The sequence below is a fragment of the Marinicella rhabdoformis genome, from assembly GCF_009671245.1.
In the GTDB taxonomy this organism is placed as follows: Bacteria; Pseudomonadota; Gammaproteobacteria; order Xanthomonadales; family Marinicellaceae; genus Marinicella; species Marinicella rhabdoformis.
The window spans coordinates 197,492-214,380 of record NZ_VTFS01000004.1; the positions used below are offsets into that span (position 1 = coordinate 197,492).

17 protein-coding genes are annotated in these 16,889 nt (G+C 41.9%); 9 read left to right on the top strand and 8 right to left on the bottom strand.

Annotation, left to right across the window (positions count from 1 at the left end; translation table 11 throughout):
- Positions 1-2 precede the first annotated feature (2 nt).
- Together FET73_RS11420 and FET73_RS11425 are read left to right on the top strand one after the other, a co-directional pair.
- The gene (locus FET73_RS11420; RefSeq protein ID WP_154224094.1) at positions 3-1,460 is read left to right on the top strand and encodes an Era-like GTP-binding protein; all 1,458 of its coding nucleotides are present in this window, start codon (positions 3-5) and stop codon (positions 1,458-1,460) included.
- 40 nt (positions 1,461-1,500) lie between these two features.
- Positions 1,501-2,754 (top strand): YcjF family protein, encoded by a 1,254-nt coding sequence (locus FET73_RS11425; protein WP_179952249.1) that lies wholly within the window; start codon positions 1,501-1,503, stop codon positions 2,752-2,754.
- Between the two features lie 27 nt (positions 2,755-2,781).
- On the opposite strand, the gene FET73_RS11430 is transcribed toward FET73_RS11425, so the two are convergent.
- The 7 genes from FET73_RS11430 to FET73_RS11460 all read right to left on the bottom strand — a co-directional run bounded on the left by FET73_RS11430 (position 2,782) and on the right by FET73_RS11460 (position 10,838).
- Positions 2,782-4,764: an ATP-dependent helicase gene (locus tag FET73_RS11430; protein WP_154224096.1), complete on the bottom strand. Its 1,983-nt coding sequence runs from the start codon at positions 4,762-4,764 to the stop codon at positions 2,782-2,784.
- Positions 4,765-4,781: 17 nt separating this feature from the next.
- Positions 4,782-7,529: an EAL domain-containing protein gene (locus FET73_RS11435; protein WP_154224097.1), complete on the bottom strand. Its 2,748-nt coding sequence runs from the start codon at positions 7,527-7,529 to the stop codon at positions 4,782-4,784.
- A gap of 98 nt (positions 7,530-7,627) precedes the next feature.
- Positions 7,628-8,443 (bottom strand): bifunctional DNA-formamidopyrimidine glycosylase/DNA-(apurinic or apyrimidinic site) lyase, encoded by an 816-nt coding sequence (gene mutM, locus FET73_RS11440; RefSeq protein ID WP_154224098.1) that lies wholly within the window; start codon positions 8,441-8,443, stop codon positions 7,628-7,630.
- Positions 8,443-9,327 (bottom strand): NAD(+) diphosphatase, encoded by an 885-nt coding sequence (gene nudC, locus FET73_RS11445; protein ID WP_154224099.1) that lies wholly within the window; start codon positions 9,325-9,327, stop codon positions 8,443-8,445. Before nudC ends, mutM begins: the two co-directional genes overlap by 1 nt.
- Before the next feature lie 17 nt (positions 9,328-9,344).
- Positions 9,345-9,680, bottom strand: a complete 336-nt coding sequence (gene erpA, locus FET73_RS11450) for an iron-sulfur cluster insertion protein ErpA (protein WP_154224100.1) — start codon at positions 9,678-9,680, stop codon at positions 9,345-9,347.
- Positions 9,670-10,110, bottom strand: a complete 441-nt coding sequence (locus FET73_RS11455; RefSeq protein ID WP_154224101.1) for a bactofilin family protein — start codon at positions 10,108-10,110, stop codon at positions 9,670-9,672. Before FET73_RS11455 ends, erpA begins: the two co-directional genes overlap by 11 nt.
- A gap of 14 nt (positions 10,111-10,124) precedes the next feature.
- Positions 10,125-10,838 carry a DUF6776 family protein gene (locus FET73_RS11460; RefSeq protein ID WP_154224102.1) on the bottom strand — a complete coding sequence of 238 codons (714 nt, stop codon included), beginning with the start codon at positions 10,836-10,838 and terminating at the stop codon, positions 10,125-10,127.
- 63 nt (positions 10,839-10,901) lie between these two features.
- Between FET73_RS11460 and FET73_RS11465 the strand changes: the two genes are divergently transcribed.
- Genes FET73_RS11465 through FET73_RS11495 form a run of 7 tightly spaced genes read left to right on the top strand, consistent with a single transcriptional unit; the run spans position 10,902 to position 16,646 of the window.
- A complete protein-coding gene (locus FET73_RS11465) occupies positions 10,902-11,333 on the top strand; it encodes a CopD family protein (RefSeq protein ID WP_154224103.1) in 432 nt (143 codons plus the stop codon).
- Positions 11,334-11,377: 44 nt separating this feature from the next.
- Positions 11,378-12,631 carry a serine hydroxymethyltransferase gene (gene glyA, locus FET73_RS11470; protein WP_154224104.1) on the top strand — a complete coding sequence of 418 codons (1,254 nt, stop codon included), beginning with the start codon at positions 11,378-11,380 and terminating at the stop codon, positions 12,629-12,631.
- 4 nt (positions 12,632-12,635) lie between these two features.
- Positions 12,636-13,088, top strand: coding sequence for a transcription antitermination factor NusB (nusB, locus tag FET73_RS11475; RefSeq protein WP_154224105.1), 453 nt, complete (start codon positions 12,636-12,638; stop codon positions 13,086-13,088).
- Positions 13,089-13,108: 20 nt separating this feature from the next.
- Positions 13,109-13,999, top strand: a complete 891-nt coding sequence (gene thiL, locus FET73_RS11480; protein WP_343032286.1) for a thiamine-phosphate kinase — start codon at positions 13,109-13,111, stop codon at positions 13,997-13,999.
- The gene (locus tag FET73_RS11485) at positions 13,999-14,478 is read left to right on the top strand and encodes a phosphatidylglycerophosphatase A family protein (protein ID WP_154224106.1); all 480 of its coding nucleotides are present in this window, start codon (positions 13,999-14,001) and stop codon (positions 14,476-14,478) included. Before thiL ends, FET73_RS11485 begins: the two co-directional genes overlap by 1 nt.
- The gene (locus FET73_RS11490) at positions 14,475-15,557 is read left to right on the top strand and encodes a saccharopine dehydrogenase family protein (RefSeq protein WP_154224107.1); all 1,083 of its coding nucleotides are present in this window, start codon (positions 14,475-14,477) and stop codon (positions 15,555-15,557) included. The genes FET73_RS11485 and FET73_RS11490 overlap by 4 nt, the downstream gene beginning before the upstream one ends.
- A gap of 9 nt (positions 15,558-15,566) precedes the next feature.
- Complete coding sequence (locus tag FET73_RS11495) at positions 15,567-16,646, top strand: mechanosensitive ion channel domain-containing protein (protein WP_154224108.1); 1,080 nt, start codon at positions 15,567-15,569, stop codon at positions 16,644-16,646.
- On the opposite strand, the gene FET73_RS11500 is transcribed toward FET73_RS11495, so the two are convergent.
- On the bottom strand, positions 16,633-16,833 hold the full coding sequence (locus FET73_RS11500; RefSeq protein ID WP_154224109.1) for a hypothetical protein: 201 nt from the start codon (positions 16,831-16,833) through the stop codon (positions 16,633-16,635). The two genes, FET73_RS11495 and FET73_RS11500, sit on opposite strands and share 14 nt — an antisense overlap.
- Between the last annotated feature and the right edge of the window lie 56 nt (positions 16,834-16,889).

Here is a 16,889-nt window from a genome sequence, read left to right on the forward strand (position 1 = left end):
TAATGAAATGGAACCCTAAAAACTTAATCGCATTGGCCGCCGCCTTTATGGGCTTGCTGGCTGTTGTGTTGGTCTTGGTGTTGGCAGAAAAATTATTGGCCATATGGCATTATTTACAACAAGCGCCGTTGTGGCTGGTTTTTATTTATGCCACCATTCTGGCTTTTGTCGCTTTATTCCCTTTGTGGCTGTTGCTCAAAATCAATCGCAAAAAAAGCACGCATTCAGCAGCACCAAGTCACAACTTTAATTTAGATGAATCAGGTTTAAATCAACACCTGATCACAGAACAACAACGGGGTGTTGATACCCAAGCGGCAGAAAGTGAGTTATCAGAATTAAACAGGCGCCGAGATCTCGGCTTATTCCATTTAACTTTATTTGGTCATGCCTCAAGTGGTAAGTCCAGCTTAATCAAAGCCCTGATGCCAAACAGCGACATCGAAACTGATGTCATCAAAGGCACCACAACATCAATCCAACAATACCAATATGGGCAGTTGATGCTTGCCGACGTGCCTGGCTTTGATGCCGTTGATCAAGTGGAATTAACCGAGCGTGCTTTGGAAGAAGCACAGCGTGCACATGTGGTGGTTTTTCTACTGGATGGCGACCTCAGTCGCACTGAGATGAACTTATTCCATGCACTCCGACATGTGAATAAACCGATGGTTTTGGCACTGAATAAAATTGATTTGTATGACGAGGACCAAAAACAAGCCTTAACACAAGCCATTGAAGACAAAACGCGCTCACTCTTTCCCGTTGTCCGCATCACCACTGGTGGCCAAGAAACACTGACAGTTCAAAAAACAGATGGCACCACCAGCACCCAAACACGTCCGAGAGCGAGCGACATCAAACCACTGATTGATGCCATAGAACAAGTCATAGCAGGCAATGAATCTGCGTTGCACCGATTTCGTGATGCAGGCTTCCTCATGCTGGCAGAACAAAAACTCAACCAAGCCAGTCAATCATATAACGACCAAAAAGCCAAAGACATCATCCAAAGTCATACGCACAAAGCGATTGTTGGCGCCTTGGCGTCAGTGGCACCTGGTTCAGATTTGGTCATTCAAGGCACCATTGGCACACAATTGGTCAGGTCACTTTGTCAGCTGTATCAAGTCGAAGTCAACCAATTGCAAATTGATACCGTGCTTAAAGCCACCGGTGGCAAACTCAAAACCTCTACTTCGTTGATATTAGCCATATCTGGTAATGCATTGAAATCTTTTCCTGGGTTAGGCACCGCAGCCGGTGGTATCATGCACGCTGTGGCCTATGGCCTGATTTTTAATTCACTGGGTCAAGCAGTACACCTAAGCCTTCAACAACATGGGCAACTGGACAGCGAGAAGACCCAAAAAACATTTGAGGAATTGCTCATTGGCTCTTCGCACGGCTTGGCAAAAGATTTGGCGAAAATGGCGCTCAAAATCAGCCGAAAAAAATAAACAACCTGTCGCAATAGAAGCCTCAGATCAACAAAAAGCCTTGAACAGTTTGAGGCAATTGTTCGATGACGACTCCATTCCGGCCGCCGTCCGTGCCCAACTGAAAAACCAATACGCTTCTGTTCAACAACTGATAGAAAAGCTAGAAAAGCAACAAATTCATATCGTCGCTTATGGCAAAGTCAGTACAGGTAAGTCATCATTACTGAATGCATTGATGGGTTCACACCATTTTGCTATCAGTCCGCTTCATGGCGAAACCAAGAACAACCAGCCCTTGGACTGGCAATCCATGCAACAACAGTCCATCGTCTTGATTGACACTCCAGGCACCGATGAATTTGATGGCGAGGTAAGGGAAAAAATGGCCAAACAAGCGGCACAACAAGCAGACATTGTTCTGTTTGTGTTGGCAGGTGACTTAAGTGAATCAGAACTCAATCAATTGAATTTGATTGCGTCTCCTGAAAAAGCCGTACTGCTGGTGCTCAACAAATCTGACCTTTACAGCCCTGATGAAATACAGCGCATTCAACAATCTTTGAATGAAAAAACCCAACATTTGAATGTGCGATTGGTGACGGCCGCATCTGACCCCAGGCCTCAAGTTATTCTGATACAACAACCCGATGGCAGCGAACACCAAGAAACCAAAAATGTTGATCCTGATGTGATTAATTTGAAAAACGAAATTTGGCACATATTGGAACAAGAAGGGAAAACATTATCAGCACTGAACGCCAGCCTGTTCGCCACTGATATTAACAGGCAAGTGGCAGAAAACATCGTCCAATTAAGACAAAATGCCGCCACAAAAATCATAAAGACCTACTGCTTAGCCAAAGGCATTGGCGTTGCTTGCAACCCCATACCTGTCGCCGACTTACTCTTTGCAGCAGGCATTGATGTGGCCATGATCAGACAATTATCAAGGCTTTATGGATTAAATCTGAGCAAATCTGATGCGGCCAAATTGACCGCAACCATCATGGCACAATTGGCCTTGTTGATGGGTGCAGTTTGGGGTGTAAACCTGCTGTCATCCGCCCTGAAAACTGTCAGCGTCGGCCTGTCAACAACGCTCACCGCCACTGCGCAAGGTGCTTTGGGTTACTATGCCACTTACTTGGTGGGGAAAATTGCGCAACAGTATTTTGCTCAGGGCAATTCATGGGGTGATGACGGTCCAAAAGCTTTGGCACAAAGCATAGTCAAAAAACTAGACAGGAATTCGATACTCCAAGAGGCCAGCGATCAAATCATGGCGCTATTAAAAAACAAACCCAAAAAATAATATTTTCAAAAGCTTTCTGCCAAGGTGTTATTCCTTCAACATCGCCATGATGGCATCAAAATTTTGCTGACTTTGTTCTTTTTGATCGGCTTCAGATTTTTTAACACCGGGGTGTCCAGCAGCCAGTTCATGGGGGATTTCATCTAAGAAACGGCTGGCACCTTTTGGACCCGATTCGTCTTCACCAAACCGACTTTTGCGTTTTTTAATGTAAGAAATTCTCAAATTATTCATTGCACGGGTCATGCCGACATACATCAACCTTCGCTCTTCCTCTACGCCTTGTTCACCACCATTGTCTTCATCGTCGGCTATGGAATTTCTGTGGGGCAAAATACCTTCTTCTACACCCACCATATACACTTGAGAAAACTCCAGGCCTTTGGCTGCGTGTAGGGTCATCATGCGGATACCAGGCTCGCCCTCTTCTTCATCATTGCTGGTTTGTAAAGACAAGTAATTCATCAGTTCATCCAAATTACTGGCTTTATTCTTACTCAAGGCTTCAATCCACTTGAGACAATCTTTGACTAATTTAACCTTACTGATTTTTGCCACTTTATTATTCGCATTGATGTTGACCCAGTTGACAAAATCTAACTGCTTAAATAAGCTGTTAGCAATGTCGTTCGGTCGGCCTTTCATCTTCTGGTGTTGCTTTATCAAATGACAAAAGTGAGCCAACTTCTTTTGTACTGCAGGGGTTAAACCCGCTGCGATGTGCGGTGATTGAGCTGCCTGTAAAAAGGTCATTTTTTGTTTAGCCGCAGCCCCTGTGATGTGTTTTACTGACTGTAGTCCGATACCTCGCTTGGGTGTGTTGATGACTCGTAGAAACGCCGCATTGTCTCTGGGGTTTACCAGCAACCGCAGGTAAGCCATCATGTCTTTAATTTCTGTATAATCAAAGAATGACCGGCCACCTGACATTTGATAGGGCAAATTATGACTGCGCAATTGTTGCTCAAATAATTTGGCTTGGTGGTTACTGCGATAAAGGATGGCAAAATCGGTATAAGGTAATTGTGACACCCTGTGGTGAAACATGATGTCAGTAACTATCGCTTCAGCTTCAGCTTCTGGACTGTCATATACCAGAATTTGAATCGCATCACCTGTCCCCAAATCACTCCAGATTTTTTTTTCAAAAGGGTGTGGATTGTTTTGAACCACTGCATTGGCTGCTTCTAAAATCGTACTAGAAGAACGGTAATTTTGCTCTAATTTTTGCACTTTCAAACTTGGGAAGTCTTGTTGTAGCAACTGTAAATTCTCTGGTTGTGCACCTCGCCAGCCGTAGATAGATTGATCATCATCTCCCACACACGTGAGGTGGTCACCATTCCCCATTAAGGCCCTGAGCATTTGATATTGACTGGCGTTGGTGTCTTGGTATTCATCCACCATCAAATAACCAATATGACTCTGCCACCTTTTTCTGACTGTTTCATTTTGTTGTAACAACCACAAACTTTGTAATATTAAATCATCAAAATCCATGGCATTGATGTGTTGCATGTGGTCTAAATAGTGTTGATATAATTCAATGGCCATCGGTACAGAGCTTTCAGTTTGTGTTGGTGCCAGACCGGCATTTTTCCAACCCGATATCTGCCATTGCAACTGGTTTACCACTTCTTTTTTTATCCCTGAGGGCAGTAAATCTTTGATGATTTTTTGAGTTTCAGATGCATCTAAAATACTGAAGCCGGCATGGTATGGTGTGTGTGTTATTTCTTGCTGAAGTATTTTTAAGCCCAAGGCATGAAATGTTGAAATCCTAATTCGCTCTCCCCCTTTGACTAAGGCTGCTGCCCGTTCACTCATCTCTTTGGCTGCTTTGTTAGTGAATGTGATGGCAAATATCCGCTCAACTGGGCAAGCGCCTGTATTAACCAAATGGGCCATTTTTTCAGTGATCACACGTGTTTTTCCACACCCGGCACCTGCCAATACCAATAAGGGACTGGCGGTATACGTGACCGCTTTTTGTTGTTGTGAGTTGAGCATATCTCAGATTCGAAAAATTAAGCGCTTAATTTTATGCCAGCGGGTTTACCGAATAAATACCCTTGGAAATAATCACAGCCTAAATCCAACAACATCTTGTGCTGAAAATCTGATTCAACACCTTCTGCCACCACCTCTAAATTTAGGTGTTTCGCCATCGCAATGATGGTTTCAATAATAACTTGTGCTGATTTGTCAGCATGTAAATCTCTGACAAAACTCTTATCAATTTTAAGGTAGTTAATGGGGATTTTTCTCAAATACTCTAATGAAGAATATCCCGTTCCAAAGTCATCAATGGCTATCTGCACGCCAATCTCTTTCAATCGATTGAATTTATATATAATTTCATGCAAATTACCCACCACCACTCCTTCGGTTAATTCGACTGTTAACATGTCCTTGCTGATGTTGTTTGTGGCCATACATTGTTCAATATGCTTAATAAATCCTTGCTGATGAAACTGATGAGAACTGACGTTGATGGTGACGGGCTTATTCAAAGTATTCACCGCACGACAGGCTTCTTCAATCACCCACCGCCCCATTTCTTGAATCATGCCCGTTTCTTCAGCTACAGGAATGAATTGATCTGGGAAAATCACTTCACCATTATGAAAAATTCGAATCAGTGATTCATATGAAATGATTTCTCGGTTTCGGTTGGTGATGGGCTGGTATTTTAATATAAAATTATTATTGGCTACTGCCTCCCTCAATATTTGTTCTATAAACAGCACCTGATCATTGTGGGCCTTCATGCTGTCATGGTATATGGTTAATTGATTTCTGCCTTGTTCTTTGGATCGATACATTGCCGCATCTGCATGTTTGATGATGTCGTTGACATTACTCCCGGGACTGGGGTAGACCGCCAAACCCATACTGACAGTGCAGGTGTGCTTATGCTCTCCAATTTGATAAGGTTCTGCTAACTTTTTAATGATATCTTCAGCCAACATAATCACATTCACTGCCGTGTCATTAGGGGTCTCATACTCAACTTGAGTTGCAATAACGAATTCATCCCCACCAAATCGAGCCACCACCGCCACTTCATCCGTAAACTCATTCAATCGTTCAGCAATATTGACCAATAATTGATCGCCAAAATGATGGCCTAATGCATCATTTAATATTTTAAATCGGTCCATGTCTAAAAACATAACAGCACCGTAATGCCCTTCTTCCTGGCCCTGCTTCATCAAACGTGAAAGCTTACTTTGAAAGTTTTGTCGGTTGGGCAAATTAGTCAAGTAGTCATAAAATGCCAGATGTTTGATTTTATTCTCTGCATTTTTTTTATCCGTAATGTCTATCATCATGCCCATACATTCGACACTGTCTTGGAATTCTGATGGTATATTCAAAACATCTCTGAACCAACGGTATTCACCACTGGCATGCTTTACCCTGTATTCTAGTTCCATCCGCTCTCCTGTGGCGAACGACTCTTGAATGTTCCATTTCACTTTTGACAAATCATCTGGATGAATTTTTTTCGACAAGAAATGAGGCTCTTCATGCCATTGCATTATTGGATAACCTAATATGGACTCTGCTTCTTGATTCACATATACGATGCGGTCTTCCAGCATGTTAATTTTCCAAAATACAACCGGTTGACGATCTACTATGTGTCTGTAGTTCTCATTACTCACTGCCAAGTCTTTATTGGCCTCATTCAGAAGTTTTGTTCTGCGCTTAATTTCCAAGTCAGTCAAAGCATTTCGCCCGGTCATTGCCAATAACCCAGCACCTACCAAACCTGTATAAAGCATACTGACAAAAACTATCGACCACAAACTCCATGAATATTGACCATCATAAAACCTGTTTATGGGTGTCAATTTCAGCGAATAATGGTCATCTTTAATTCTAAACTTTAAGGTATTATTGATGTTTGGAAATCGAATAGATTGCCCAGTATTGAACCCGTATAACAATTGACCATTGGTTTCATCATTCAACTCAATACAGTAATCGTCCATAACCAGAGCTTGGTGATTTGACTCTAAAAAATCGATCAATTCAGGTTGTGACAATTGCTGAGAAGTACCCACTTTCTCAATATACCGACTCTTTAATGCCATGGTGTTTTTAATTTGGACTTCGTCATTAGCCCGCAATGAATCAAAGAGAAAAAACACCAAACAAAATCCAGCTAAAGTGGGAACAGCCGCTTGCCAAATTCTGGGCTTCCAAATGCTTCTGGGCTTGGCAAACAAGCTGAAAACCATAGGACAGACAATCATGATACTGAGTAAATCCCCCACGTACCAGGCAACAAATTTGGTCACCACATTATCAGCGGTGTAATGGCCATCAGCCATCAGCAACCCTGAAAAGATCAAAGTGGTAATAAAACAAGGAATGACTGCAGCAAAAAGAAAAAAACGAATGATGTCCCTAATTTTCATCAAACTCAGATCCATACCCATCAGCTTTCTGGCCATGAAGCCTGCAAAACAGGGTCTAAAAATACTGGTCGCCAAAAGCAATAGATCAAACATAAATGCTTGATTGAACCCCATGGCATCTAGGAACCGATAAAGCAAAATACTGGAAATTAATTCACCCAAAACAATGCCGAGAATGAATTTACGCCCCCAAATCACAATAAAGGCGACACCAAGACCAGTTGCTGGCCAAAGTGTTACAGCCAAACTGGGTCTGACCATCATTTTGTAAGCGAGGTAAGTTACCGCAGTGTAAACAACCGCAAACAGCAAGTTTAATAATATCAGTCTAACAGTTTGATTCACACCTTTTCCCTGAGCGCCTTCTAATGATATTAACGAAAATGTATTTTTATTTCAAGGTGAAAAGCATGGCATAACCCACTCTGAGGCCTACAATGAGTTTATCTTTGGCAATGAGGGCAATAAAAGGTGCTTCTTTGCCCGGTAATGACTTTTTTTATCAGTGAATTGCAATTAAAGCATTTTTGCTCATGACGTCCATAAACCATTAATTTTTGCTGAAAATAACCTGGCTTACCATCACTTTGATGAAAATCCTTTAAAGTGGTGCCACCGGCATTGATGGCATCAGTCAGCACTCCAATCACAGCTTCATGTAACTTTCCAAATCGTTTCAGGCTGATATTACCAGCCTTTCTGTGTGGGTGAATGCCCGCCTGAAAAAGGGCCTCAGAAGCATAAATATTGCCAACACCCACCACCACATCATTGTTCATGATAAATGTTTTAACGGGTGTGGTTTTATTTTTAGACAGCCGTTTTAAATAAGCAGGCGTGAAAACCTCATCAAAAGGCTCTGGGCCAAGCCTTTTAATCAAAGGATGCTGGTTGATCTCATCATCAACCTTCACAACACATCCAAAACGTCTGGGGTCATGGAAAACCAATTCAGGTGCAGCGGAAAAACGGATGATCACATGATCATGTTTTTCTGGCTTATAGCCACTGTCACGCAAGCGCATCATGCCCGACATACCCAAGTGATATAACAAGTGACTGCCATCATTGAGTGCTATCAACAGGTATTTAGCCCTTCTAGATACGTCAACCACTGACAAACCAGTGACTGCAGCCAATTTTGGACTGATTGGATAACGCAGGTTTTTTCCTGAAGTCCAAACACCAGATATTTCATTTCCAATGATTGCTTTCTCAATGCCACGTTTGGTGGTTTCTACCTCAGGCAGTTCTGGCATCAGTAAGCTTGACCGAGAAAATTAGAAATCAAGCTGTTTGCCACGCTGAACCGTGGCGACAATATGATACTGCCCTGTTTGACCCACTCAATCAAGTCATCTTTGTGAAACCAGCGAACATCTTCCATTTCATCATCTAATCGAATGTCATCACTTCTGGCTTCCGCTTTGAAAGCAACCATTAAAGAGGAAGGAAAGGGCCAAGGCTGAGATCCAAAATATGCCAAATTTTTTAACCTGATGTTTGATTCTTCATAAACTTCACGGTGTACTGCATCCTCAATGGATTCACCAGGCTCAACAAAGCCTGCCAATGTAGAGTACACATTCGGCGGCCAAGAATGCTTTCGCCCCAGCAAACATTTATCCCCTTTTGACACCAAAACAATAACGGCAGGTTCAATATGAGGAAACTGTTCGTGACCATTTTCACACACCATTTTATGCCCCGAACTGGCTGCTTTATTTGGTGTTCCACATATAGAACAATAAAGTCGACGGCGATGCCACAAGTCCATGCCACGTGAATATAAGGCCACATGCCCCTGATCGTCATCTAACGCCAAAGCATACTGCCTCAATGACTGAAATGAGGCATCATGTTGATCTTCTAAGGCCCGAGCCTCTGACTCTTTCACCGAACAACTGAACCACAATTCATCGTTCAATATACCCAAAAAGGTTTCATTTTTACTGCTACCTATCGGCTTGCTGTCAGTAAAAAAATGTTCAGCACCCTTGAGGTAAAGGTGATTCCCTAAATAAACAGGTACATAATGACATGTTTTAAATTTTTTCAGCTGTTTAAGTCGCTGTTTTTGGTCACGCATATTCGCACAACGATCCAGTTCAGTACGAGTGAAATAAATTTCTTCAGGAGTCATTCTGCAGTGGCCACCAGTTAAATTGAGAAAGAACTGCCACAACCACAAGTGGTTTTGGCATTGGGGTTACTGACAACAAATCGTGAACCTTGTAAATCTTCTAAATAGTCGACTTCAGACCCCATCAAATACGGAAAGCTCATAGGATCAACCATCATTTGTACTCCATGTTGTTCGCTCACCAGATCACCGTCAACGATTTCTTCTTCAAATGCAAAGCCATACTGAAAACCAGAACAACCACCACCGATAATATATACCCTGAATTTTAAATCTGGGTTCATCTCTTCTAAAACCAATTGGCTGATTTTTGTTGCTGCGCTGGATGACAGCAGTACCCCATTATTTTCCATCTTTGTTTTCTTTTTTGATTGGTGTCACCACATCTTTGCCTTGATAGATCAACTGACCATTAACTTGTGAGCCCGCTTCCATTTCGATGTTGGTGTAATAAATATTGCCTGTGATTCTGGCTTGTGATGCCACTTCAATTTTTCCAGAAGCGGTGATATCACCTTCAATGCTGCCATTAATTACCATGTTACCGGCTTTGATGGTGCCATGAATGCGACCCGTTTCACTCACCATCAAGGTGTCTGTATCAGTTTCAGCAACTAATGAGCCTTCAATGTGACCGTCAACATGCATCGAACCTGAGTACTTCATATCGCCTTTGATTCTTGTGCTGTGACCGATTAATGTTTCAATGTTTTGAGGATGCTGTGTTGCCATGTTACTTTTACTCTCTTTGGTGTTTTTGTTGTTGGGTTTTGAATTAAACATGTTTGTCCCGTGATTCAGTTTTTAATTATTTTAGACCAATCAAACTGCTCAGTAATTTTTTTCGGTTTATTCGTACTGCTTTCTAATTCTACTAAAAGCACGGTGGGATTAAAACCATCTGGCACTTTAATGCTGTAGTTGAACACTTGAAAATATTTTAATGAGAAGGATTTTTCTAATGAAAATTGCTCTGTCAGATTTAAGGTTTCACCCTCTTCACCTTTTATGCCCTTGAGTTTTAATATGATACTGCCCGTTTTTTCTCTGACTTTGGTTAGTTTTTGGGCCAAAACCACTTGCACATGATGCAGGTCTCCTCGCGAATTGACTTTGGCACTCAAGACGCTCAACTCACTCACTTGTTCTTTACCACTTAATAAGCTTTCAAAAAACTGAATTTCTTGTTTCAAAAGCGCTTGTTGCTTATCAGTATCTTCTAACATTTTTTGCAATGCTCTGATTGCTTCATCTTTTACTTGAACTTCTGTCTTCCAGCGGCTGAGCTCAACTTTCAAAGATTCATTCTCTGTTTCAAGTTTTTGGTTCTCTTCAACCAAGGTTTTTTGCTGCCCTTTGAATGCTTGAAGTACATCAATGTTAGTATACCGCCCCAAAAGGTAGGTAAGCACTGCCAGCACCATCAATGAAACCATCAACCAGTGACGGCGTACAAATGAGGCTTTTTCAGGTTGCTGTTGAATGATGTAACGGGGTGTTTTAACACTCATGATTGCAAAGTCAAATCAAATCGCGCATTATACATCTTCATTTGTTATCTTGAGGTGAAGACCTTGTTATTGATCAAAACTTTTCATGTGTTTTTTGTAGTCAGCTGGTTTGCTTGCTTGTTTTATTTGCCCCGATTGTTTGTTAACCACGCTCAAAATCAGGATGCAGCCCAAAGAAAAATGCTTTTAGGCATGGAGTTTCGCTTAATCAAAATGATGAAATTCACGTTCATTGGCACAATCATTTCGGCCGTGTTATTGGTGTATGCTTTGGCGGGCGAACATTGGCCGACTTACATCAAACAAGGTTGGTTTTTGGCCAAAATGGTTCTGATTGTATTGTTGATAGGTTACCACCATTGGTGTATTAAAATTCACCGTGATTTTAAACTTGAAAAGGAACAACACAGCCATGTTTGGTTTCGGGTTTTCAATGAAATGCCCGTTTTTGCTCTTTTTGCTGTGATTTATTTGGTATTAGCCAAACCATTTTAGTCATGGGCATGTAAAATACAGCTTTTTTTAACCTGTTGGACATTATGTTTGAACGTTCGATAACGCTGGCAAAAGCCGACCCAGAATTGCATGCTGCAATTGCTGCCGAAACCCAAAGGCAAGAAGATCACATCGAATTGATTGCCTCCGAAAATTACACATCACCTGCTGTTATGGAAGCACAAGGCAGTCAGATGACCAACAAATATGCCGAAGGCTACCCTGGCAAACGCTATTATGGTGGTTGTGAACATGTGGATGTAGCAGAACAATTGGCCATCAGTCGTGTCAAAGAATTGTTTGGCGCAGATTACGCCAATGTCCAGCCTCACTCAGGCTCTCAAGCCAATCAAGCGGTATACTTTGCGTTATTGCAACCAGGCGACACCATTTTAGGTATGTCTCTGGCTCATGGCGGACACTTGACCCATGGTGCCAAAGTTAATGTTTCTGGAAAAATTTTCAATGCGGTTCAATACGGCATTGAAGAGGATACGGGTGAAATTGACTTTGAAAACGTTCGTGAAATGGCCTTGAAACACAAGCCAAAACTGATCATTGGTGGATTTTCTGCCTACTCTAAACGCATTGATTGGCAAAAATTTCGAACCATTGCTGATGAAGTCGGCGCTTATTTCATGGTTGACATGGCCCATGTTGCGGGCTTGATTGCCGGTGACGTTTACCCTTCTCCTGTAGGCATAGCTGATGTGACAACCTCTACCACCCACAAAACGCTGCGTGGACCACGTGGCGGCATCATTTTAGCCAAAGCCAATGAAGCGATTGAGAAAAAATTAAATTCGGTGGTTTTCCCAGGTATTCAAGGCGGCCCTTTGATGCATGTGATCGCAGCCAAAGCCGTCGCTTTCAAAGAGGCTTTAAAGCCCGAGTTCAAGACATACCAACAAAATGTGGTTACCAACGCTCAAGCCATGGCTGAAGTGTTTATTGACCGTGGCTATAACGTCGTTTCCGGTGGCACAGAAAACCATTTGTTTTTACTGGATTTGGTTGATAAAAACATCACAGGTAAAGATGCGGAAGCCAGATTGGGCGACGCCCACATCACCGTGAATAAAAATTCTGTCCCCAATGACCCTCGATCTCCTTTTGTGACCTCAGGTTTGCGCCTGGGCTCCCCTGCTGGAACCACGCGTGGCTTTGGTGTTGAAGAATTCAAACAAATCACCCACTGGATGTGTGATATATTGGATGACATGAATAATGAAGAAGTGATTGCACGAGTCAAGTCGGAAGCTGCTGATTTGTGCAAAAAATTCCCTGTTTACGGATGATTTCATGAGCCATAAAAAGAACAAAAGATTACCTGAACCATTGGCGCGAAAGCACCGTGCACGCAAACGATTGGTTCAAGCCTTGTATCAAATGCATTTTAACGACCTGAGTGCCAAAACAGTGATTGAACAATTTCTGGAGGAACAGGATTTTGCAAAAGTTGATACTGAATTTTTTAAACAAGCTTTGCGTTATATAGAAGCCAACCGTTCAGAAGTTGAATCGATTATTGACCCGCATTTAGGTCGTGACAAAAATGCCATCGGTGCTGTTGAATATGCGGTACTCAACATGGCAACTTATGAGTTTTTAAATCACATTGAAACACCTTTCAAAGTCATCATCAATGAAGCCATCCTGATGGCAACTGAGTTTGGTGCAGAAGGCGGCCATACTTTTGTCAACGGCGTATTAACACAAGTTGCCAAAAAAACCCGCGCTGCTGAAATGGAGTAAGCACCATCGAATTTGATTTAATCGAAAAAATCAACAAACATTGTCACTTTGAAAAAGACAATGTTTGTTTAGGTATTGGGGATGATGCCGCCATTTTAACGACTGACCCAAATAAAAAGCTGGTCATCACGACAGATACTTTGGTTGAAGGCACCCACTTCAAAAATGACGATGATGCTCAAGACATTGGCCACAAAGCACTGGCCGTTAATTTAAGCGACTTGGCTGCCATGGGTGTTAAACCACAATGGGTAACGCTGAACCTCACCATGCCAGAGGTTCAATCCTATTGGCTTGAAGAATTTATCAAAGGTTTTGCCTCTCTGTTACACAGGCACAATGTCGCTCTGATAGGTGGTGACACCACACAAGGACCATGCAGCATCACGGTTACAGCCATGGGCGAAGCCCCTCTTGAAGACATCAAAACCCGAAGTGACGCACAGGTTGGTGATTTAATCGCAGTGACTGGAAATTTGGGTTGTGCCTCTTATGCATTAGCTCACCCATATATGGACCTCAACTGTGACAAAAGGCTACACAAACCTGACGCCCGCTTAGATATGATTCCCTTTCTTAAACCCATCGCCAAGGCCATGATTGATGTGTCTGATGGTTTACTGGCTGACTTGGGCCATATATGTCTTGCAAGCCATGTGGGAGCTCAGATAATAACAGAAAAATTACCCGTATCTAATACCTTAAAAACCCAAAGTGACTGGCTACAGCATGCCTTGGCCGGGGGAGATGATTATGAACTGTGTTTCACAGTTGACCCCGAACATGAAGCCCAACTGCCCTCATCTTGCACTGTCATCGGCACCATCACGAATTCAAAACGTGTTGAGGTGCTGAATAATGATCAGCCCATTATTTTAAAAAAATTCGGTTTCACACACTTCAAGAATTAATGATTAACAAAACCACACAAGTGGCGCTGGGATCCATATCGGGCTTTTTAGCCTTTGGCTTTGGCAGTGGTCTGGCACCAAAAGCACCTGGAACTTGGGGCACATTGGCCGCGATTCCCTTCCTGTTTTTATGGCAATATTTTCCTTGGCAAGCCTATTTGGTGATGCTTGCTGTCACGTTTACAGCTGGTATATACATCTGTCAGTCCGTCACCAATAAACTGGGGGTTCACGACCATGGCGGCATCGTTTGGGATGAATTTGTTGGCTTGTGGTTGACTTTTTTCATGGTTGAATTGACATGGCAAAGCATACTCATTGGCTTTGTTTTGTTCAGGGTTTTTGATATTTTGAAGCCATTTCCCATAAAATGGCTAGATAGCAAAGTCAAAGGTGGCTTTGGTATCATGATTGATGACGTATTGGCAGGTGTTTTTGCTGCTGTGATTTTACACATTTTAATGGCATATATTCTATGAAAAAAGTTTTGGTATTAGGTGGTGGACGTATTGGCTCTGCCATAGCGCACAATTTGTCTTCTGACCACAAAGTCACACTTGCAGATTTGTCAGTATCACACCTGAACCACTTATCAGGCTGTCTTGAATTGGAGGCTGTTAATGCTTGTGATAATAATGAATTGGCTCTAGCTGTGGCCGACATGGATTGTGTGATTGGCGCATTACCCAGCAAACTTGGGTTTGATCGTTTAAAACAATTGATTGAATTAAAGAAAAATGTCGTAGACATCTCGTTTTTTTCAGAAGATGCTTTGGCTTTGAATGACTTGGCCAAAGAAAATGACGTTACCGCCTTAGTTGACTTCGGTTTGGCTCCCGGTATTTCAAACTTATTTGCTGGCCATTTTGTTGATCAATTTGATCAAGTCGATGACTTTACTTGTATGGTTGGCGGCGTTCCCGTAGAACGCATCAAACCTTTTGAATACAAGGCTCCATTTGCTCCATTGGATGTGATTGAAGAATATACACGACCTGCTCGAATGATGCGAAATGGTATAGAAGTCGTATTCCCAGCCATGAGCGAAATAGAATCTGTTTATTTCAAAGGCATAGGTCATATGGAGGCATTTAATACCGATGGTCTGCGTTCGTTGTTACAAACTGTAGATATTCCAAACATGTCTGAAAAAACCATACGCTACAACGGTCACGCACAATTAATCCAACAGTTGATTGATGGTGGATTTTTCCTGCCTCAACACATCGACAACACCGCCAAAGTACTATTAGATCAATGGCAGTTTGATCATAATGAAGCTGACTTAACAGTTATGCAAATCGCAGCATCTGGTGTTAAAAATGGTAAAAAAACGTCAGAAGCCTATCAACTAATTGACCATTATGATGACAAACAAAACATCTCTTCAATGGCAAGAACGACAGGCTATACTTGCGCAGCTGGCGTTAGGCTTTTACTCAATTCAAACTTACCTACAGGTGTATTACCTCCTGAACTTATTGGAAAAAATAACGACTGGTTTGGGCGCATCATATCAGAGCTGGCAAGCCAGGACATTCAGATTAACAAAGTTTAAAAACAGCTAATGATCAACTCACTCATCTTGTATTTTGATACCTTATCTGTCTTTGGTAAGACGGCAGTCGTTTTAAATATTGTTTTGTTGTTGATTGCCTCATTTCTGTTTAATTATTTAGCACCTTCAGACAGCAGTACTTTGAACGCCAAAAGAACCCGTTCATTAAGGATAATGAACCTGATTCTATTGTGTGTCTATGGCATTGACTGGTTAATAAATTTCTATTTTAACAACCATGGCCACAGCGATGTATTTATTCGCATTTCTCAAACTGGACTGATTCTTGTTTTAGGCTATTTATTTACCCAGTTTTCCCATACTTGGATGATAAGGAAATATGGTAAAGAGCGCAGTGTTGAAAGTGAAAAAGTAAAAACCAGAACCTATCAATCAGAAATGGGTTACATACTGGTCTTACTGGTAACACTTATTGTATCTATTCTGTTGCTTATCAATATCTGGCAAGTCACCTCTTGGCTACAAGCCACTGGTGTGATTGGTGGTTTATTGGTGATTTTATTCGGCACCAAAGAAGCATGGGCACATGATGCGGTAAGCGGACTTATTTTGCTCTATCATGGTGACATAACACCAGGTGTTGTTTGTCGTATCCCATCAATGAACATTCTGGCTGTTGTTAGGCGGATGTCACTGACAGAGACCACTTTTCATGACGTGATTCAAAAACACAACATCATCGTTTCAAACAGCCGACTTAGGGCAGCTACCATTGAAGTCTTGAATAAGGTGGATTCGCCTCATTGGAACGACTTTGTTACTTTTAAAATTGGCTATGACAGCTCATCAGAACAAGTGGAAACATATATTGATGCCGTGTGGAACAAGGCCTGTGAACTCGAAAAGCATTTAGACCCTCAAAAGAAGGCCAAACTGGTATTGTTTAATCCAGGAGACCATGCAGTTGAATGGCGAATGAATTACCGAGTAGAATCTGTTTATCGCATCAAACAAGCCAGATTTGCCATCAATCGTGCAGCATTTGACTTACAAGGTGAATATAAGGTATCCCTTGCTACCCCGTTAACATGGGTTCAAGCTGACAAACAACAACTCAATCTACAATAGTTGGATTACTCTGTGCAGAATGACTTGATGCTTGAGGGTTTTCTAATAATTCCTGTGAAGTAACTTCTGTACTTACTGATTGATAAGCAAGCCAATTCAGAGCCAAAATAATCACCACCAGAACTGCCATCACAGCCAAGATTTTATTTTCAGAAAGTTTTCCTTCAGTTTGCATGTCTTTTTGCACGTTAAACCTCTTTTATTATTCAAGACTTGTATCCAGTGTTTTAAAGAAACAATTAA